This window comes from Amycolatopsis sp. TRM77291, assembly GCF_054166285.1.
In genome coordinates this window covers 6,621,874-6,641,573 of record NZ_JBSZHF010000001.1, presented here as the reverse complement: position 1 = coordinate 6,641,573, position 19,700 = coordinate 6,621,874, and the positions used below count along the sequence as shown (strand labels likewise).

At 69.1% G+C, this 19,700-nt stretch carries 19 protein-coding genes; 18 read left to right on the top strand and 1 reads right to left on the bottom strand.

Annotated elements, in window-relative coordinates; genetic code table 11:
* Positions 1 to 33 precede the first annotated feature (33 nt).
* The gene (locus tag ACXIZN_RS30755) at positions 34 to 1,551 is read left to right on the top strand and encodes a M1 family metallopeptidase (RefSeq protein WP_126733239.1); all 1,518 of its coding nucleotides are present in this window, start codon (positions 34 to 36) and stop codon (positions 1,549 to 1,551) included.
* A 22-nt stretch (positions 1,552 to 1,573) separates the two neighbouring features.
* Complete coding sequence (locus tag ACXIZN_RS30750) at positions 1,574 to 2,026, top strand: DUF3592 domain-containing protein (protein ID WP_192747732.1); 453 nt, start codon at positions 1,574 to 1,576, stop codon at positions 2,024 to 2,026.
* A 263-nt stretch (positions 2,027 to 2,289) separates the two neighbouring features.
* On the opposite strand, the gene ACXIZN_RS30745 is transcribed toward ACXIZN_RS30750, so the two are convergent.
* Complete coding sequence (locus tag ACXIZN_RS30745; RefSeq protein WP_457958541.1) at positions 2,290 to 3,120, bottom strand: inositol monophosphatase family protein; 831 nt, start codon at positions 3,118 to 3,120, stop codon at positions 2,290 to 2,292.
* Positions 3,121 to 3,230: 110 nt separating this feature from the next.
* Between ACXIZN_RS30745 and ACXIZN_RS30740 the strand changes: the two genes are divergently transcribed.
* From ACXIZN_RS30740 to nuoK, 16 genes are all read left to right on the top strand, one after another.
* Positions 3,231 to 4,349: a glycosyltransferase family 4 protein gene (locus tag ACXIZN_RS30740; RefSeq protein ID WP_457958539.1), complete on the top strand. Its 1,119-nt coding sequence runs from the start codon at positions 3,231 to 3,233 to the stop codon at positions 4,347 to 4,349.
* Positions 4,350 to 4,391: 42 nt separating this feature from the next.
* Entirely contained in the window at positions 4,392 to 5,495 is a 1,104-nt protein-coding gene (locus ACXIZN_RS30735; protein WP_457958537.1) for a glycosyltransferase family 4 protein, read from the top strand.
* A gap of 69 nt (positions 5,496 to 5,564) precedes the next feature.
* Positions 5,565 to 6,335 carry an AfsR/SARP family transcriptional regulator gene (locus ACXIZN_RS30730; protein WP_457958536.1) on the top strand — a complete coding sequence of 257 codons (771 nt, stop codon included), beginning with the start codon at positions 5,565 to 5,567 and terminating at the stop codon, positions 6,333 to 6,335.
* A gap of 69 nt (positions 6,336 to 6,404) precedes the next feature.
* Positions 6,405 to 7,157: a demethylmenaquinone methyltransferase gene (locus tag ACXIZN_RS30725; protein ID WP_321183381.1), complete on the top strand. Its 753-nt coding sequence runs from the start codon at positions 6,405 to 6,407 to the stop codon at positions 7,155 to 7,157.
* Between the two features lie 2 nt (positions 7,158 to 7,159).
* Complete coding sequence (locus ACXIZN_RS30720) at positions 7,160 to 8,446, top strand: geranylgeranyl reductase family protein (protein ID WP_457958534.1); 1,287 nt, start codon at positions 7,160 to 7,162, stop codon at positions 8,444 to 8,446.
* Between the two features lie 518 nt (positions 8,447 to 8,964).
* Positions 8,965 to 9,381 (top strand): NADH-quinone oxidoreductase subunit A, encoded by a 417-nt coding sequence (locus tag ACXIZN_RS30715; RefSeq protein ID WP_126733374.1) that lies wholly within the window; start codon positions 8,965 to 8,967, stop codon positions 9,379 to 9,381.
* A gap of 6 nt (positions 9,382 to 9,387) precedes the next feature.
* Complete coding sequence (locus ACXIZN_RS30710) at positions 9,388 to 9,936, top strand: NuoB/complex I 20 kDa subunit family protein (RefSeq protein ID WP_005151847.1); 549 nt, start codon at positions 9,388 to 9,390, stop codon at positions 9,934 to 9,936.
* A 5-nt stretch (positions 9,937 to 9,941) separates the two neighbouring features.
* The gene (locus tag ACXIZN_RS30705; RefSeq protein WP_457958532.1) at positions 9,942 to 10,706 is read left to right on the top strand and encodes an NADH-quinone oxidoreductase subunit C; all 765 of its coding nucleotides are present in this window, start codon (positions 9,942 to 9,944) and stop codon (positions 10,704 to 10,706) included.
* A complete protein-coding gene (locus ACXIZN_RS30700; RefSeq protein ID WP_257489351.1) occupies positions 10,703 to 12,082 on the top strand; it encodes an NADH-quinone oxidoreductase subunit D in 1,380 nt (459 codons plus the stop codon). Before ACXIZN_RS30705 ends, ACXIZN_RS30700 begins: the two co-directional genes overlap by 4 nt.
* A complete protein-coding gene (gene nuoE, locus ACXIZN_RS30695) occupies positions 12,079 to 12,951 on the top strand; it encodes an NADH-quinone oxidoreductase subunit NuoE (protein WP_457958530.1) in 873 nt (290 codons plus the stop codon). The genes ACXIZN_RS30700 and nuoE overlap by 4 nt, the downstream gene beginning before the upstream one ends.
* Positions 12,951 to 14,231 (top strand): NADH-quinone oxidoreductase subunit NuoF, encoded by a 1,281-nt coding sequence (nuoF, locus tag ACXIZN_RS30690; protein ID WP_126733248.1) that lies wholly within the window; start codon positions 12,951 to 12,953, stop codon positions 14,229 to 14,231. Before nuoE ends, nuoF begins: the two co-directional genes overlap by 1 nt.
* Entirely contained in the window at positions 14,228 to 16,696 is a 2,469-nt protein-coding gene (locus tag ACXIZN_RS30685) for an NADH-quinone oxidoreductase subunit G (RefSeq protein ID WP_457958528.1), read from the top strand. Before nuoF ends, ACXIZN_RS30685 begins: the two co-directional genes overlap by 4 nt.
* Positions 16,693 to 18,030: an NADH-quinone oxidoreductase subunit NuoH gene (gene nuoH, locus ACXIZN_RS30680; RefSeq protein WP_257489347.1), complete on the top strand. Its 1,338-nt coding sequence runs from the start codon at positions 16,693 to 16,695 to the stop codon at positions 18,028 to 18,030. The genes ACXIZN_RS30685 and nuoH overlap by 4 nt, the downstream gene beginning before the upstream one ends.
* Positions 18,017 to 18,556, top strand: coding sequence for an NADH-quinone oxidoreductase subunit NuoI (gene nuoI, locus ACXIZN_RS30675; protein WP_400935880.1), 540 nt, complete (start codon positions 18,017 to 18,019; stop codon positions 18,554 to 18,556). Before nuoH ends, nuoI begins: the two co-directional genes overlap by 14 nt.
* Complete coding sequence (locus ACXIZN_RS30670) at positions 18,553 to 19,398, top strand: NADH-quinone oxidoreductase subunit J (RefSeq protein ID WP_457958526.1); 846 nt, start codon at positions 18,553 to 18,555, stop codon at positions 19,396 to 19,398. The genes nuoI and ACXIZN_RS30670 overlap by 4 nt, the downstream gene beginning before the upstream one ends.
* Positions 19,395 to 19,694, top strand: coding sequence for an NADH-quinone oxidoreductase subunit NuoK (gene nuoK, locus ACXIZN_RS30665; RefSeq protein WP_005151882.1), 300 nt, complete (start codon positions 19,395 to 19,397; stop codon positions 19,692 to 19,694). The genes ACXIZN_RS30670 and nuoK overlap by 4 nt, the downstream gene beginning before the upstream one ends.
* Positions 19,695 to 19,700 lie beyond the last annotated feature (6 nt).

Genomic DNA, 19,700 nt, shown 5'->3' with positions numbered 1-19,700 from the left:
CGAGCGCGCTGACAAATCCTGGGAGGATTCGCAATGCGCTTGAAGACTCGCGCCGGCTTCGCCGGATTGACCGCGGGCGTCGTCTCGGTGCTGCTCGCCGGCAGCGCGGCCGCCGCACCCGCGCCCGGCTCGATCGGCATCGGCGACCCGTACTACCCGCACGCCGGGAACGGCGGCTACGACGTCGGTCACTACGACCTCCGGCTCACCTACCAGCCAGCGACCGACCTGCTGTCCGGCGCCACGACGATCCTGCTCACCGCGACGCAGGACCTCTCGGCGTTCAACCTCGACTTCGGGCTGAAGGTTTCGAGCGTCCGCGTCAACAACCGGCCCGCGAAGTTCGCGACGTCGACCGACGGCACCGGCGAACTCACCGTCACGCCGGCCTCGCCGCTGAAGAAAGGGCAGACGGCGACCGTTGTCGTCGCCTACGCGGACACGCCGTCGAAGGTGAAGATCGACGGCTTCACCGCCTGGAAGAAGACCCCGGACGGCGCGCTGGCCGTCGACGAGCCGCAGAGCGCGGCCTGGTGGTTCCCGTCCAACGACCACCCCACCGACCTGGCCACCTACGACGTTTCGGTCGAGGTCCCGAACGACGTCGCCGCGCTGTCGAACGGCACGCTCGTCCGCAAGACGGTGCAGCGGCCCGGCTGGACGCGCTGGAACTGGCGCAGCACCAAACCGCAGGCGACGTATCTCACGTCGCTGGAGGTCGGCAAGTTCGAGGTGAACGAGCAGACCACGCCGGACGGCAAGCCGTTCATCACCGCCTACGGCGCCGACCTCGGCGAATCGCTCGGCGCGGCCAAGGCCAGCATCGAGCGGACGCCGGAGATCACCGAATTCCTCGCCTCGAAGTTCGGGCCCTACCCGTTCGAGGCGCAGGGCGGCGTCGTCACCACCGGCATCACCTTCGCGCTGGAGAACCAGACGCGGCCGGTGTATGGCGCCCGGGCCTTCCGGAGCGGCTCCAACACCTCGATCGTGGCGCACGAGCAGGCGCACCAGTGGTTCGGCGACAGCGTCACGCTCGGCAAGTGGAGCGAGATCTGGCTGAACGAGGGCTTCGCCTCCTACGGCGAGTTCCTGTGGTCGGAGGAGAGCGGCGAGGGCACGGCCGACGAACTCGCCCAGTACATCTACGACTCGATTCCGGCCGAGGACCCGTTCTGGCAAGTACTGCCCGCCGACCCGGGTGCGGACAACCAGTTCGACGCGGCCGTCTACGACCGCGGCGCGCTCGCGGTGCACGCGTTGCGCAAGGCCGTGGGTGACGACACGTTCTTCCGGATCCTGCAGACCTGGCAGCAGGTGAAGAAGGCCAAGTCGGCGGTGATCCCGGAGTTCATCGCGCTCGCGGAGCGGATCTCGGGCAAGCCGCTGTACGACCTGTTCCAGACGTGGCTGTACACCAAGGGCAAGCCCGCCGTGGGCCCGAACGGTGCGCAGGCGGCATCGCGGGCCGCTGTGGCCCCGGTCGCACCGAAGTCGTACCCGCAGATCAAGGCGACCCATGAATTCCTCGCCGAGCGACACGCCCACTGACGGGTAGCGATACGCTCGCGGCGTGACGGCCAAAGCGGAGCGGGTGAGGCGCATCGGGTGGTATGCCGCCCTCGTTGTCGCCTCACTCGTCACCGTGCTCGGCGTCTCGCTGCTGTTCGCCGCCATCCGGAACGACAGCGCGATCGAAGCGGAGCTCGGGCAGGCGACCGCGCAGGTCGAGTCGGTGGCCTTCGACCGCACGATCATCAACTACGCGACCCCCGACGGGATCATGCACAGCCCGGCCAACGGCGTGCTCTACCCCTCCGGGCTGGCCGCCGGGCAGCTGGTGAACATCGAGTACGACGTCGGCGACCCGGAACTCGCGCGGGTGGCCGGGCGCTCGGCGGCGAACACGCTGCTGCCGCTGGGCAGCATGATCTTCTTCACCTGGCTGATCGCCGGCCCGCTGCTGTGGTGGATCCGGCGGCAACGGCTGGCCTACCGGCGCTCGCTCGCCGAGTCGTCCGCCTGATCACGCGTGTCGTCCGCTCAATCACGCGTGTCGTCCCGCTGATCACGCGAGTTACGCCTCCAATCACGCGAATCTCGCGCTCAATCACGCGAGTTACGCCTCCAATCACGCGAGTCCCGTGCTCAGTCGCGCGAGCTTGCCGTGCGGAACCGGCGCACTCACGTGATCAGACGGACGACACGCGTGATCAAAGGCGCAACTCGCGTGATCAAAGGCGCAACTCGCGTGCTTGGGGGCGTAACTCGCGTGATCGGGGGGCGAACTCAGCCCACCGACTCCTGCCACCAGCCCAGGACCTCGTCGGCCACACCGGGGGCCGCGACCAGGAGCGCGTCGACCGGCAGGGCCGCGCCTTCCCCGTGCCGGTCCAGGACCACGGCACCCGCCTCGATGGCCAGCGCGACCGATCCGGCGACGTCCCATTCGCGGTAGCTGTGCAGCACCGCCGCGGCCGCGTGTCCCAGCGCGACCTGCGCGATCGCCAGCGCCGCCGAGCCGAGCACCCGGACGCCGGCGTGCGCGGCGGCGGCCCGTTCGATGAACTGGCCCATCCCCGGCCAGACGCCCTTGCGCGTGAGTTCCGTGCAGACGATCGCGCCGGCGGTCCCGCACCGGTCGGTGAGCGTGATCGGCTTGCCGTTCGCCCGGGCGCCGCGGCCGCGCGCGGCGGCGTAGATCTGGGCGCGGTACGGGTCCGCGACCACGCCGACCACCGGGCCCGAAGCGTCGATCAGGGCGAGGCTGTACGCGCACCAGGGGACACCGGCGACGTAGTTCGCGGTGCCGTCGACCGGGTCGACCACCCAGCGGTATTCCGCGACGTCGGCACCGTGGTCGGCACCGAATTCACCGCCGACGACGGGGATGCCGGGGAATTCCGCCGTCAGCACCCGGCGGGTGTGGCGTTCGAGGATGCGGTCGGTGTCGGTGACCCAGTCGAAGGGTGAGTCCTTCGGATCGGGCTGGGCGCCCCGGCCCGCGGTCGCGGTGATCACGTCGGTCGCGTCGTTGGCCAGCCGCCCGGCCACTTCGAGGGCCCTCGACACCAGCCCGGGCTCGACGGGCTGAGGCGGCCTAGACGACAGGAGGGTCATGCCTGACTAGTGTGGCCGAGCCTGGTTTACGGAACACGACCTTGAGATGACATGTCGTCTGTTCCGTTTTTGTTGGCGTGGGTGTCACAACCGGATGCGACAGTGATCGCGTGCGAGTCGCGATAGTCACCGAAAGTTTCCTGCCCCAGGTGAACGGCGTGACCAACTCCGTGCTCCGCGTCGTGGAACACCTCCGCGCCCGCGCGCACGACGTGCTGATCATCGCCCCCGGACCGGGTCCCGTGGAGTACCTCGGCGCCCCGGTCGTGCGCATTCCCGCCCTCGATTTCCCCGGCGTGAACTCCCTCCCGGTCGGCGTGCCGACCAGGACGGTGCTCACCGCACTGGCCGATTTCGGTCCGGACGTGGTGCATCTGGCGTCGCCGTTCGTGGTCGGCGCCCGCGGGCTCGCCGCGGCCCGGCGGCTGCGGGTGCCGTGTGTCGCGGTGTACCAGACCGACATCGCCGGTTTCGCCGCCGCGTACGGCTTCGGTATCGCCGCCCGCGCGGCCTGGCGCTGGGTGCGCCGCCTGCACTCGCGGGCCGACCGCACGCTCGCTCCGTCGACGGACTCGGTGGATCAGCTGAAACTGCACGGGATCCCGCGGGTGCACCGCTGGGCGCGCGGCGTCGACATCGAGCGGTTCTCCCCCGTCCACGCCGATCCCGCGTTGCGGGCCGGGCTGGCGCCGAACGGCGAACTGCTGGTCGGTTTCGTCGGCAGGCTCGCGCCCGAGAAGGAGGTCGAGCGGCTGACCGCGCTCGCCGGGGTCGACGGGATCCGCGTGGTCGTCGTCGGTGACGGGCCGGAACTGCCGATGCTGCGCGAACGGATCCCGGGTGCGGCGTTCCTCGGCGCCCGCTACGGCGAAGAGCTCTCCGCCGCGTACGCGAGCCTCGACGTGTTCGTCCACACAGGACCGCACGAGACGTTCTGCCAGGCCATCCAGGAGGCGATGGCGTCCGGGCTGCCGGTGCTGGCGCCGAACGCGGGCGGCCCGAAGGATCTGGTCCTGCCCGGCCGCACCGGGTACCTGTTGCCCGCCGACCGGGGCGGGTTCGCGACGGCGCTGGTGGACAAGGTCAACGACCTGCGCGACGAAGCACTCCGGGCCCGGCTAGGGGAGAAGGCACGCAAGGTCGTGCTGGGCCGGACCTGGCCCGCCGTCTGCCACGAACTGGTCGGCCACTACGAGGCCGTCCAGGGCAAAGTCGCGCGCGCGGCCTGAAATGGACCGGCCGGGAAGAGATCGGGCACGAGGTGGACTGGAATGCATATCGTCCAGCTGGCCAACTTCTACGGACCACGCTCGGGCGGGCTCCGCACGGCCCTGCACCACCTCGGCGCCGGGTACGTGGCGAGCGGCCATCAGGTGACCCTCGTGGTGCCAGGGCGGCGCTACGCGGACGAGACGCTGCCCTCGGGCGTCCGCCGGTTTTCCCTTCCCGCACCGCAGATCCCGGGCACCGGCGGCTATCGCGCGGTCGATCCGCATCGCGTGCGCGCGGTGCTGGAACGTCTGGAGCCGGACAGACTGGAAGTGTCCGACAGGCTGACCCTGCGCGGCATGGGCGTGTGGGCGCGGCGCAACGGCGTGCCCAGCATGGTGATCTCGCACGAGCGGCTGGACCGGCTCCTGGAGCAGTTCCTCATGCCGGAACCCGTCGCGCGGCGCGTCGCCGACGTCGCGAACCGGCGGATGGCGCGGCGTTACGACACGGTCGTCTGCACGACGGCGTTCGCCCGCGCCGAATTCGACCGGATCGCCGCGCCGAACGTGCGCCGTGTGCCGCTCGGCGTCGACCTCACGACGTTCGCCCCGGCCCGGCGCGACGACGGCTGGCGGCACACGCTGACCGGGGACGCCGACGCGCTGATCGTCCACTGTGGACGTCTGTCGCCGGAAAAGCACGTCGAGCGCAGCGTGGACACCGTCGCCGCGCTGACCGAATCAGGGCACCGCGTGCGGCTGGCGATCGCCGGTGACGGCCCCCGGCGGCGTGCGCTGGAACGGCGGGCGCGCGGGCTTCCGGTGACCTTCCTCGGCTTCCTCTCCGGACGCGGCGACGTCGCGCGGCTGCTGGCCAGCGCCGACGTCTCCCTCGCCCCCGGTCCACACGAGACGTTCGGGCTGGCCGCGCTGGAGGCGCTCGCTTCCGGCACTCCGGTGGTGGTCTCGGCGTCGTCGGCGCTGCGGGAGATCGTGCGGCCCGGCTGCGGCGAGGCCGTCGACGATCTGGCCCCCGCCTTCGCGGGCGCCGTCACCGGCCTCCTGGAGAGCCCCGAGGACGCGCGGCGGGCGGCGGCGCGGGCGCGAGCGGAGGAATTCGCCTGGCCGAGATCGGTACAGGGAATGCTCTCCGCACTCGCTTGATCACTTTGTATCCATTTTGTACAACCGGCATTCATCGTCCCCTCACGCCATCGAGCGAGAGGACGGCACGTGAGGTTCGAAGTACTGGGCACGTTCAGCATCTCTTCCGGATCGCGGTCGGTCCCGCTGCACGGCCGGATGAGGAGAACGCTCCTCGGCGTGCTGCTGGTCCGCGCGAACACCTTCGTCCCGGTGAACGTGCTCACCGAGGCGCTGTGGGACAGCAAATGGGAGCCGCGGGCGGTGCCGAAGCTGCACTGGCACGTCCACAAGCTGCGGCAGGCCCTGCCCGAAGGCGACCGGCTCACCTTCGACAACGGCGGCTACCGGCTGGAGGTCCACCCCGGCGAACTCGACGTCGAGACCTTCGAGACGCTGGCGGGCCAAGCGTTGAAGGCCGCCGACCCCGCGCAGCGCGCTTCGCTGATCCGGCAGGCCCTCACGCACTGGCACGGCGCGCCCTACGAAGGCCTCGACGTCCCGCTGCTTTCGGACGAGACGATGCGTCTCTCGGAACACCGGCTGGTCCTGCTGGAAGAGCTCTACCAGGCCGAACTGGACCTCGGGCGGCACGCGAGCGCGGCCGTCGAGCTGGCGGATCTGGTGCGGCGGAACCCGTTGCGGCAGCGTGCCCAGTACCTCCTGATGGACGCTCTTTGGCGAGCCGGGCGCACGTCCGACGCGCTGGCGGCGTACCGGCGTGCACGCCGGGTCTCGGTCGATCAGCTCGGCCTCGAACCCGGGCCGGAACTGCGGTTGCTGGAGCGGAGGATCCTCGCCGGCGAGGTCGCGGGGGCCGGTGCGCACCGTGCCCCGGCGTTGCTTCACCGGGCCAGGTGAACCTACGGCGCGTCGCTTTGCTCCCGCTTGGGTGACCTGTCTCAGAACTCCGGGGTTAGGGTTCGAGGTATGTCCCGAGCGAGTCTTGACAAGGATCCGCACGAAGTCGCCGCCATGTTCGACGACGTCGCGGACGGCTACGACCGCGCGAATTCGTTCATGACCTTCGGCTTCGACCGCCGCTGGCGCACCATCACCGGCCGGGTGCTGGACGCCAAACGCGGCGAGAAGGTGCTGGACCTCGCGGCGGGCACCGGCGTGTCCACGGTCGAGTACGCGCGCAACGGCGCGTGGTGCCTCGCGGCGGACTTCTCGGTCGGCATGCTCAAGGCGGGCAAGCACCGCGGCGTCCCGATGGTCGCCGCGGACGCGATGAAGCTGCCGTTCGCCGACGAGAGCTTCGACGCGGTGACCATCTCGCTCGCGCTGCGGAACTTCGTCGACACCAAGGCCGCGCTCACCGAGATCGCGCGCGTGGTCAAACCGGGCGGCCGTCTGGTGATCTGCGAGGTGTCGACGCCCACATTCCCGCCGATCCGCTTCCTGCACCGGAAGTTCATCGCGAAGTTGCTCACCTGGGTCGGCGCCAGGACCTCGTCGAACCCCGAGGCCTACTCCTACCTGGCCGAATCCATGCTGGCGTGGCCGGATCAGCGGACCCTGGGCGAGATCATCGCGAGCGCCGGGTGGACCGAGGTGGAGTGGCTGAACCTCACGTTCGGCGTCGTCGCCATCCACCGCGCGAAGAAGCCCTCTGTAGCTCCGCCTTCCTCCCCGCCGCCACCCTCAACGGACGAGCGTCGCTCGACTGTAGATTCGTAAGCATGACCCGTCGCAACGCAGACCACGACGCCGAAGTCATCGTCGTCGGTGCCGGACCGGCCGGCTCCACCGCCGCCACGTACCTCGCCCGCGCGGGCGTCGACGTGCTGCTGCTGGAGAAGACCGAGTTCCCGCGCGAGAAGGTGTGCGGCGACGGTCTGACCCCGCGCGGCGTCAAGCAGCTCATCGACCTGGGGATCGACACCAGCGAGGACGCGGGCTGGGTGCACAGCCGCGGCCTGCGGATCCTCACCGGCGAGCTCACGCTGGAGCTCGACTGGCCGGACCTGACCAGTTACCCGCCGTACGGCGTTTCGCGGACCCGTCAGGACTTCGACGACCTGCTCGCGAAGACCGCGGTCAAGGCGGGCGCGCGGCTCTACGAGCGCACCACCGTCACCGGCGCCATCACCAGCCCCACCGGCCGCGTGATCGGCGTCGAGGCGAAGGTCGGCCCGGAGAAGACGCCGGTGAGCTACCGCGCTCCGCTGGTACTGGCCTGCGACGGCGTCTCCGCGCGGCTCGCGCTGAGCGTCGGCATCCAGAAGAACGAGAAGCGCCCGATGGGCGTCGCGGTGCGGCAGTACTACAAGAGCCCGCGCCACGACGACCCGTTCATCGAGGGCCACCTGGAGCTGTGGGACCGCTCGGACCCGCGCGACCCGAAGCTGCTGCCCGGCTACGGCTGGGCGTTCCCGCTGGGCGACGGCACGGTGAACGTCGGCCTCGGCATGCTGTCGACGTCGGCCGCGTTCCGCAGCACCGACTACCGCGCGCTGCTGCGCCAGTGGCTCGACGGGACGCCCGAGGAATGGGGCTACCGCGAGGAGAACGCCATCGGCAAGGTCGGCGGCGCCGGTCTCCCGATGGGCTTCAACCGCACCCCGCACTACCGCGACGGCCTGCTGCTGCTCGGCGACGCGGGCGGCATGGTCAGCCCGTTCAACGGCGAGGGCATCTCGGCCGCGATGGAGTCCGCGCAGCTGGCGTCGGAGTTCGTCGTGCAGGCGCTGGCGCGTCGCGAAGGCCCTTCGCGTGAGCGTGCGCTTGAGGGCTACCCGCGCGCCGTCGCGGAGCTCATGGGCGGCTACTACCGGCTCGGCAACGTGTTCGCGAAGCTGATCGGGAAGCCGAAGATCATGCACGCCGCGACGAAGTACGGGCTGCGCGTCAACTCGATCCTTCCGTTGGTGTACAAGGGACTTTCGGGCTGCTACGACGCCAAGGGCGGGGACGGCGTCGACCGTCTGATCGCCGCTCTGGCGCGCGCCACCCCCTCTCCGCGCTGACCCCACGCTGCCGCCACGCATTTCGTCCTCTGAATGCGGTAGTTCGCCCTCCGAACCACCGCATTCAGAGGACGAAATGCTGTGCGCCATGGCTCGCCACCACACGTCTGGACCAGTCACGGGTACTCCGGGCAGTGGTATCGGTCACAGGACAAATGTGGTCAAACGGACCGCGGAAGCCGATCTTGGGAACGACGTCGCAGGTCATCGGTACCGCACGCCGGAAGTAACCGTACTGGCCGTGCGGTCAAGTTAGGGCAGCCTTATAGCACGGGGCCTAGGGACAAGAATGTGAGTCACGTCCTACACTCGCCCCATGCTTTGTGAATCGCTTCACATCCTCGACGGGAGGCTTGTGAACTATTTCACAAGCAAGGGGGCCGTCATGCACGGCCCGTAAGGGTTGCCTTACCCCCGGCGGTGTGACCCAGGTGACTTAGGGTGCCGACCGAGGGAAGCGGTGAACCCCGACTCGAAAACCGCAGCGGCGCGGAAAGGATGGCGAAAACCCCGTGCTGATGTTGCCCGTGCTGGCCCAGGCCGACACCCCTCCGGTGCCGACAGTGCCCAATCTCGACATGTACCTCCCCCTGGTCCTCTTGTTCGTCCTCGCTCTCGCGTTCGCGGTGCTGTCGGTGCTGCTCGGCCCGCTCGTCGGCCCGAGCCGCGCCAACAAGGCGAAGCTCGCGGCCTACGAATGCGGTATCGAACCGTCGCCGCAGCCGGTCGTCGGCGGCGGCCGGATGCCGGTCGCGTACTACATCACCGCGATGCTGTTCATCCTGTTCGACATCGAGATGGTCTTCCTCTACCCGTTCGCGGTCTCCGCGGACGCGCTGGGCATGTTCGGCCTGGTGGAGATCGTGCTGTTCATCGCGACGGTCGGTTTCGCGTACGCCTACGTGTGGCGTCGCGGCGGCCTGGATTGGAACTAGAGAAGCATGGGCCTCGAAGAAAAACTCCCCAACGGCATCCTGCTCGCCAGCCTTGAAGGCCTGGTCAACTGGGCGCGCAAGAACTCGATGTGGCCCGCCACCTTCGGTCTCGCCTGCTGCGCGATCGAGATGATGACCGTCGGCGGTTCCCGTTACGACATCGCGCGTTTCGGCATGGAGCGCTTCAGCGCGACGCCGCGCCAGGCGGATCTGATGATCGTCGCCGGCCGTGTCACGCAGAAGATGGCGCCGGTGCTCCGCCAGATCTACGACCAGATGGCCGAGCCCAAGTGGGTGCTGGCGATGGGCGTCTGCGCCTCGTCCGGCGGGATGTTCAACAACTACGCCGTGGTGCAGGGCGTCGACCACATCGTCCCGGTCGACATGTACCTCCCCGGCTGCCCGCCGCGCCCCGAGATGCTGCTCGACGCGATCCTGAAGCTGCACGCCAAGATCCAGGACGAGCCGATCAACGCCCGCCGGGCCGCGATCCGCGCCGCCAGCGGTGAGCGCACCGAGCTGATCGCCTCCTCGATCAAGTACGCGAAGAAGTGAGCGACGTGCCCGAAGAAAACTCCCCCGAAACCCCGGAAACCGGCGGCGAGCAGTCCAGCGCCGAACGGCCCGCAGGCGGCCTCGAGCCGCAGGGCACCCGTCCGGCCGAGCCGGTCGTCACCGGTAAAGAGCGCCAAGGCATGTTCGGTGTGCGCGGCACCGGTGACACCTCCGGCTACGGCGGCGTCCGCCTCCCCGCGTACAGCCCGCCCCCGGCGGAGCGCCCGTACGGCGGCTGGTTCAACGAGTTCGCCGACGAGTTCTACGCGGCCTTGGCGGACAACAAGATCCCGGCGAACGCGATCCTGCAGACCACGGTCGACCGCGGCGAGATCACCTTCTACGTCTCCCGCGACCACCTCGTCGAGATCGCCAAGGTCCTGCGCGACGACGCCGGTCTCCGCTTCGAGCTGCTCAGCTCGGTCTCGGGCGTGGACTACGGCGTCGACGTCCCGCAGCGGCTGCACTCGGTCTACCACTTCACTTCGATGACGTACCGCCGCCGCATCCGGCTGGAGGTCACGCTCGACATCGAAGACCCGCACGTCCCGTCGCTGGTCGGGGTCTACCCGACCGCCGACTGGCAGGAGCGGGAAGCCTGGGACATGTTCGGCATCGTCTACGACGGTCACCCGGCGCTGACCCGCATCCTCATGCCGGACGACTGGGACGGCCACCCCCAGCGCAAGGACTACCCGCTCGGCGGGATCCCGGTCGAATACAAGGGCGCGGAGATCCCGCCGCCGGACCAGCGGAGGTCGTACTCGTGAGCACCGAAAACCTCTCCGACGTCACGACAGGCACCGCCACCGGACCCCGAGGCGCCGACAGCACCGACGACGTCAACTACGCCGACTCCCGCGACACCACCGAAGGCCGCGTCTACACCGTCTCCGGCGGTGACTGGGAAGACCTCATCGAGGACTCCCGCCACGACGAGCGCATGGTCATCAACATGGGCCCGCAGCACCCGTCGACGCACGGCGTGCTCCGGCTCGTGCTGGAGATGGAGGGCGAGACCGTCACCCAGCTCCGCTCGGTCATCGGCTACCTGCACACCGGGATCGAGAAGAACTGCGAATACCGCACGTGGACCCAGGGCGTCACCTTCGTGACGCGTATGGACTACCTCGCCCCGCTGTCGACCGAGATGGCGTACTGCCTCGGCGTCGAGAAGCTGCTCGGCATCCAGGCCCCGCGCCGCGCCGAGCTGCTGCGCGTGATGCTGCTGGAGATCAACCGCATCGGCTCGCACCTGGTCTACATCGCCACCGGCGGCATGGAACTCGGTGCCACCACGGCGATGACGCTCGGTTTCCGTGAGCGCGAAGAGGTCCTGCACCTGCTGGAGCACCTCACCGGTCTCCGGATGAACCACGCGTTCATCCGTCCCGGCGGCCTCGCGCAGGACATGCCGGACGACTACCAAGAGGTGGTCAGCGCGTTCGTCAAGACGATGGACGAGCGGCTTCCCCTGTACGACAAGCTCTTCACCGGTCAGCCGATCTGGCGCAACCGGCTCAAGGGCGTCGGATACCTGCCGGTCGACGCTTGCCTCGCGCTCGGCGTCACCGGCCCGGTGCTGCGCAGCGCCGGTCTTCCGTGGGACATGCGCAAGACGGAGCCGTACTCCCGCTACGACGAGTTCGAGTTCGACATCCCGACCTCGACCGAGGCGGACTGCTGGGCGCGCTACCTGCTGCGTGTCGAGGAGATGCACCAGAGCCTGCGGATCATCAAGCAGTGCCTGAAGAAGCTCGAGCCGGGCCCGGTCATGGTCGAGGACAAGAAGGTCGCCTGGCCGGCGCAGCTCTCGATCGGCAGCGACGGCATGGGCAACTCGCTCGAGCACGTCCGCAAGATCATGGGCCAGTCGATGGAATCGCTGATCCATCACTTCAAGCTGGTCACCGAGGGCTTCAAGGTCCCGCCGGGCCAGACCTACACGTCGGTGGAATCGCCGCGCGGCGAACTCGGGGTGCACCTGGTCTCCGACGGCGGCACCAGGCCGCTGCGGGTCCACGTGCGCGAACCGAGTTTCGTGAACCTGCAGTCGATGCCCGCGATGGCCGAAGGCGGCCTGGTGGCGGACGTGATCGCCGCCATCGCCTCGATCGACCCCGTCATGGGGGGAGTGGACCGTTGAGCACCCAGCCCGGAACGACACCGACGCCCGAGCCCGGCACCAGCCTGGCCGAGCAGACCCATATCGCCGCCGGTGGTGACGTCGACGTGATCGCGATCGCGCCGGATCCCGCCGAGGCGGAGGGGATCCTGGAGAACGCGAAGCTCGAAGACATCTTCGACGCCGACACCTACGCCAAGGCGCGGAACCTGATCGCGCGGTACCCGCAGTCGCGGTCGGCGCTGCTGCCGATGCTGCACCTGGTGCAGTCGGTGCAGGGTTACGTGAGCCAGGAGGGCATCGCCTTCTGCGCGCAGAACCTGGACCTGTCCGACGCCGAGGTCAGCGCGGTCGCGACGTTCTACACCATGTACAAGCGCCGCCCGTGCGGCGAGCACCTGGTGAGCGTCTGCACGAACACGCTGTGCGCGGCCATGGGCGGCGACGCGATCTACAAGAAGCTCCAGACGCACCTCGGTTCCGAGGAGAAGCCGTTGGGGCACAACGAGACCGCGGGCACGCCGAACGAGCCCGGCTCGATCACCCTCGAACACGCCGAATGCCTCGCGGCCTGTGACCTCGCTCCGGTCATCCAGGTCAACTACGAGTACTTCGACAACCAGACCGAGGAAAAGGCCGTCGCGCTGGTCGACGCGTTGCAGGCGGGCAAGAAGCCGGCCCCGACGCGCGGCGCGCCGCTGACGAACTTCAAGGGCGCCGAACTGCAGCTCGCCGGGTTCTTCCCGGAGGACGCGCAGCAGTACCGCACGGACGTCGACGGTCCTTCACAGGCCGTCGAGACCCTGCGGGGAGCGCAGGTCGCGCAGGACCGCGGCTGGACCGCGCCCGCGATGAAGGACGTTCCGCTGCCCGAAGTGGAGAAGAAGTAATGGCCGATCCCATCACTCCGGTCCTCACGAAGCGCTGGCTTTCGCCCAACTCCTGGACGATCCAGTCCTACGAAGCCCTCGAGGGCTACACCGCGATCCGCAAGGCGCTCAAGGCCACTCCCGAGCAGATCGTCCAGCTGGTCAAGGACTCCGGCCTCCGCGGCCGTGGCGGCGCGGGCTTCCCGGCCGGCATCAAGTGGTCCTTCATGCCGCCGAACGAGGACAAGCCGCACTACCTCGTCATCAACGCCGACGAGGGTGAGCCGGGCACCTGCAAGGACATCCCGCTGATGATGGCGGATCCGCACTCGCTGATCGAGGGCTGCATCATCGCCTCGTACGCGATGCGCTCGCACCACTGCTTCATCTACGTCCGCGGCGAGGCGCTGCACTGCATCCGCCGTCTCAACGCGGCCGTGCGCGAGGCGTACGAAGCGGGCTACCTCGGCAAGAACATCCTCGACTCCGGATTCGACCTCGACATCACCGTGCACGCGGGCGCCGGGGCGTACATCTGCGGCGAGGAGACGGCGCTGCTGGACTCGCTGGAAGGCCGCCGCGGCCAGCCGCGGCTCAAGCCGCCGTTCCCGGCCGCCGCCGGTCTCTACGCCGCGCCGACCACGGTGAACAACGTCGAGACCATCGCCAGCGCGCCGTACATCGTCAACGGCGGTTCCGACTGGTTCCGCCAGATGGGCCGCGAGAAGTCGCCCGGCCCGAAGATCTACTCGATCTCCGGCCACGTCGAGAAGCCCGGCCAGTACGAATGCCCGCTCGGCACCACGCTGCGCGAGCTGCTGGACATGGCGGGCGGCATGAAGGACGGCATCCCGCTGAAGTTCTGGACGCCGGGTGGTTCGTCCACGCCGATGTTCACCGCCGAGCACCTCGATGTTCCGCTGGACTTCGAGGGCGCGGCGGAAGCCGGGTCGATGCTGGGCACGACGGCCGTGCAGGTCTTCAACGAGACCGTTTCCGTGCCGTGGGCCGTGATGAAGTGGACGCAGTTCTACGAGCACGAGTCCTGCGGCAAGTGCACGCCGTGCCGCGAGGGCACGTACTGGCTGGCGCAGATCCTGGAGCGCATGGTCGAAGGCCACGGCACCGAGGAGGACATCGACACCCTGCTCGACGTCTGCGACAACATCCTCGGCCGCTCGTTCTGCGCGCTCGGCGACGGCGCGGTCTCGCCGATCCAGAGCGGGATCAAGTACTTCCGCGAGGAATTCCTCGCACTGTGTGAAACCAACAAGCGCGAACTGGTGGGGGCGCAGGCATGACGATCGCACCCGACAAGCCGGGAACGTCCACAGAGGACACTCCGGTCCCCGAAGGCCACGTCAAGCTGGTCATCGACGGTGAAGAGGTCATCGCGCCCAAGGGCGAGCTGCTGATCCGCACCGCCGAACGGCTCGGCACGGTCATCCCGCGCTTCTGCGACCACCCGCTGCTCGACCCGGCGGGCGCCTGCCGCCAGTGCCTGGTCGAGGTCGAAATGGGCGGCCGCCCGATGCCGAAGCCGCAGGCCTCGTGCACCATGACGGTCGCCGACGGCATGGTCGTGAAGACCCAGCTGACCTCGGCCGTCGCGGACAAGGCCCAGCAGGGTGTGATGGAGCTGCTGCTCATCAACCACCCGCTGGACTGCCCGATCTGCGACAAGGGCGGCGAATGCCCGCTGCAGAACCAGGCGCTCGCGCACGGCCGCGCGGACTCCCGTTTCGTCGACACGAAGCGGACGTTCCCGAAGCCGCTGCCGATCTCCTCGCAGGTGCTGCTGGACCGCGAGCGTTGCGTGCTCTGCCAGCGCTGCACCCGGTTCTCCCGCGAGATCGCCGGCGACCCGTTCATCGAGCTGCTCGAACGCGGTGCCCACCAGCAGATCGGCACCGCGGAGACCGCGGACGTGCTGGACCTGGCTTCGCGGACGACGTCGGGCCAGCCGTTCCAGTCGTACTTCTCCGGCAACGTCATCCAGATCTGCCCGGTCGGCGCGCTGACGTCGGCCGCGTACCGGTTCCGTTCGCGGCCGTTCGACCTGGTGTCCTCGCCGAGCGTGTGCGAGCACTGCTCGTCCGGCTGCGCCGAGCGGACCGACTTCCGCCGCGGCAAGGTCATGCGGAAGCTCGCGGGCGACGACCCCGAGGTCAACGAAGAGTGGATCTGCGACAAGGGCCGGTTCGCCTTCCGCTACGCCACGGCCGACGACCGCATCCGCCGTCCGCTGGTCCGCAACGCCGACGGCGTGCTGGAAGAGGCCTCCTGGACCGACGCGCTGCGCGCGGCCGCCGCCGGGCTCGCCGAGGCGCGGGACGGCAAGGGCGCCGCGGTGCTGACCGGTGGCCGCCTGACCGTCGAGGACGCCTACGCGTACTCGAAGTTCGCGCGGATCGCCCTGGGCACCAACGACATCGACTTCCGAGCCCGCCCGCACTCGGCGGAGGAGCTGGGCTTCCTCGCGTCGCACGTGGTCGGCACGACGCCGGAAGGCGGCGTCACCTTCCGCGAGATCGAGCGGGCACGCACGGTGCTGTGCGTCGCGATCGAGCCGGAGGACGAGGCGCCGATCGTGTTCCTGCGGCTGCGCAAGGCGGCCCGCAAGAACCGCACCCGTGTCGTCCACTTGGGACAGTGGACCACCTCCTCGGTCCGCAAGACCTTCGGCGAGCTGCTGGCCTGCGCGCCGGGCGCCGAGGCCGCCGCGATCGACGGCATCGCGCAGCACGCGCAGGACGTCGACCAGGCGCTGGCCTCGGAAGGCGCTGTGATCCTCGTCGGCGAGCGTGCCGCCGAGGTTCCCGGCCTCTTCTCGGCCCTGCACCGGCTGGTGGAGCGCACCGGCGCCCGGCTCGCGTGGATCCCGCGTCGCGCGGGTGAACGCGGTGCCCTGGCGGCGGGCGCGGCGCCGACGCTGCTCCCCGGTGGCCGCTCGGTCACCGACGCCGCGGCTCGCGCCGAGGTCGAAAAGGCTTGGGGCGTCACGCTTCCGGCCACGGAAGGCCGCGACACCACCGCCATCCTCAAGGCGGCCGCCGAGAACGGACTCGACGGCCTGCTGGTCGGCGGCGTCGACCCGGACGACCTGCCGGATCCGGGCCTGGCGTTGCGGGCACTCGTGAACGCGAAGTTCGTGGTGAGCCTGGAGCTGCGGCACAGCACGGTCACCGAGCACGCGAACGTCGTCCTCCCGATCGCCCCGGCGGTCGAGAAGGCGGGCAGCTACCTGAACTGGGAAGGCCGCCGCCGCGAGTTCGACGTCACCCTCGAAGGCACCGGCGCCCTGCCGGACTGCCGGGTGCTCGACACGCTCGCCGTCGAGATGGACGCGGACATCTTCACGCAGACCCCGGCCGCTTCCGCCGCTGATCTGGCAAAGCTGCCCGTTAGGACCGAGCCCGCGACCTTCGAACCGGTGGCGGCCGCCGCCGCGAGCGCGGGGAACGGCAAGGTCCTCCTCGCCACCTGGCGCCAGCTGATCGACAACGGTTCGCTGCAGGACGGCGAGCCGCATCTCAAGGGCACGCAGCGCGAGGTCGTCGCCAAGCTCTCGGCGAAGACCGCCGAAGGCTTGGGCAAGACCGTGAAGGTCTCCACCGAACGCGGTTCCATCACGTTGCCGATCGAGGTCGCGGACCTGCCGGACGGCGTCGTGTGGCTCCCGGGCAACTCCGACGGCTCGGCCGTCCGCGCCTCTCTCGGCGCGGGTCACGGTTCGGCCGTCACCCTCACCGGAGGTGAGAAGTGACTCCGTTGCTCAGCCAGATGCCGGACGCCGCCGAGCGGGCGGCGCTGCTGGCCGACGACCCGTTGTGGCTGATCCTGATCAAGACGGTCGTCATCCTGCTGATCGGCCCGATCCTGACGATCTTCCTGATCGTCTGGGAGCGGAAAGCCGTCGGCCGGATGCAGAACCGTCCCGGCCCCAACCGGGTCGGCCCCGGCGGCTACCTGCAGTCCCTCGCGGACGCGATCAAGCTGCCGTTCAAGGAACAGATCATCCCGGACACGGCCGACCGCAAGGTGTACTTCCTCGCGCCGGTGATCTCCGCGGTGCCGGCGCTGATCGCGCTGGCCGCGATCCCGTTCGGGCCGGTGGTCTCGATCTTCGGTGAGCGCACCACGCTCCAGCTGGTCGACCTGCCGGTCGGCGTGCTGGTGATCCTGGCCTGCTCCTCGATCGGCGTGTACGGACTGGTGCTGGCGGGTTGGTCCTCCGGCTCGCCGTATCCGCTGCTCGGTGGGCTGCGAAGCGCGGCTCAGGTGATCTCGTACGAGATCGCGATGGGTCTCTCCATCGTCGGCGTCATCCTCTACGCGGGTTCGATGTCGACCTCGCAGATCGTCGAGTCGCAGCAGACCGGCTGGTACTTCTACCTGCTGCTGCCGAGCTTCGTGATCTACCTGATCTCCATGGTCGGCGAGACCAACCGCGCGCCGTTCGACCTCCCCGAGGCCGAATCCGAGCTGGTCGGCGGTTTCCACACCGAGTACAGCTCGATGAAGTTCGCGATGTTCTTCCTCGCCGAGTACGTCAACATGGTGATCGTCTCGGCGTTCGCGACGACGTTGTTCCTCGGTGGCTGGAAGTTCCCGTTCGTCGGCGCCGACCACGCGCTGAACCAGGGCTGGCTCCCGCTGATCTGGTTCTCCGCCAAGCTGTTCATCCTGCTGTTCGGCTTCATCTGGCTGCGCGGCACGCTGCCGCGGCTGCGGTACGACCAGTTCATGCGGCTGGGCTGGAAGGTCCTGGTTCCGGTCAACCTGGTCTGGATCGTCGTGATCGTCACGGTCCGCGCGATCAAGAACTCGGGTGGCCTGTCCACCCCGCAGATCCTCATCGGCGGCGGCGCGCTCATCCTCGTCGTCGTCATCCTGAGCCTGCTGCTGCCGGACAAGAAGGTCCCGGACGACGACTACGTCCCGGTGACCGGTGGCGGGTTCCCGGTGCCGCCGCTCGACCTGCAGGTCCCGGAGAAGACCCCGCGTCAGAAGGCCATCGCGAAGGCCGAAGCCCGGGCTGCCAAGCGCAAGCCCGCGGCGGTTTCCAGTGGAAGGGAGGCCGGCGATGGGGATGTTTGATCCCATCAAGGGTTTCGGTGTCACCTTCGGCATGATGTTCAAGAAGGTCGCCACCGAGGAGTACCCGGAGGCGGGCGCCCCCGCCGCTCCGCGCTACCACGGCAGGCACCAGCTCAACCGGCATCCGGACGGGCTGGAGAAATGCGTCGGCTGCGAGCTGTGCGCGTGGGCCTGCCCGGCGGACGCGATCTTCGTCGAAGGCGGCGACAACACCGAAGAGGCGCGGTACTCGCCCGGTGAGCGGTACGGCGCCGACTACCAGATCAACTACCTGCGCTGCATCGGCTGCGGGTTGTGCGTCGAGGCCTGCCCGACCCGGTCCCTGACAATGATCAACTTCTACGAGCTGGCCGACGACGACCGGCAGCGGTTGATCTACACCAAGGAAGACCTCCTCGCGCCGCTGCTGCCCGGTATGGAGCAGCCGCCGCACCCGATGCGGCTCGGCGAGAACGAGCAGGACTACTACGTCAACGGCCCGGAACTCGCACGGAAGCCCGCTGAGCCGAAGGAGCCGGTCCAGTGATCACGGCTTTCCTCGCGCAGACGGACGTTTCGGCCGGGATCACCACCGGCGAGACGATCGCGTTCTGGGTGCTCGGCCCGCTCGCGCTGCTCGGCGGGCTCGGCATGATCTTCTCCCGCAACGCCGTGCACTCGGCGCTGTGGCTGGTGCTCACGATGCTGTGCCTCGGCGCGCTGTACATGATCCAGCAGGCGCCGTTCCTCGGCTTCACGCAGATCATCGTCTACACCGGCGCGATCATGATGCTGTTCCTGTTCGTGCTGATGCTGGTCGGCCGGGAGAGTTCCGACTCGGTCGTCGAAGTGCTGCGCGGACAGCGGGTCATGGCGACCCTGCTCGGCATCGGCGTCGGCGGACTGCTCGCCGCGGGCCTCGCCCGCGCGATGGCCAACGTGACCCCGGCCCTGCCGGCCGATCCGGCGAACGTCGACGGCGGCGGCCCCGGCGGGCTGGGACGGCTGATCTTCACGAAGTACCTGTTCCCGTTCGAGCTCACCTCGGCGCTGCTGATCACCGCCGCGCTCGGCGCGATGGTGCTCGCGTTCACCGACCGGCACGCCAAGGGCGGCAAGAAGAACCAGAAGGAACTCGTCGTCGACCGGTTCACCGGCAAGCACGACCGGCCTTCGCCGCTGCCCGGCCCTGGTGTCTTCGCCACGGCCAACTCGGTCGCCACCCCGGCGCTGCTGCCCGACGGCTCGATCGCCAGGGAGTCGCTCTCGGAGATCATCGAGTCGACTTCGGCCGCGCAGCTGGAAACCGAGCGCAAGCAGGTCGCCGGAACGTCCGACGGTCCGGACGCCCACGCGCTCGTAGGTAAGAAAGAAGGGGACGAGGAATGACCCCGACGTACTACCTGCTCCTGTCCGCGCTGCTGTTCGCCATCGGCGCGGTCGGGGTGCTGGTGCGCCGCAACGCGATCGTCGTGTTCATGTGCATCGAGCTGATGCTGAACGCGGCGAACCTGTCCCTGGTCACGTTCGCCCGGATCAACGGGTCGCTGGACGGCCAGGTGATGGCGTTCTTCGTGATGGTCGTGGCCGCCGCGGAGGTCGTGGTGGGGCTCGCGATCATCATGGCGATCTTCCGCACCCGGCGCTCGGCCTCGGTCGACGACACCAACCTGCTGAAGTACTAGGAGCAC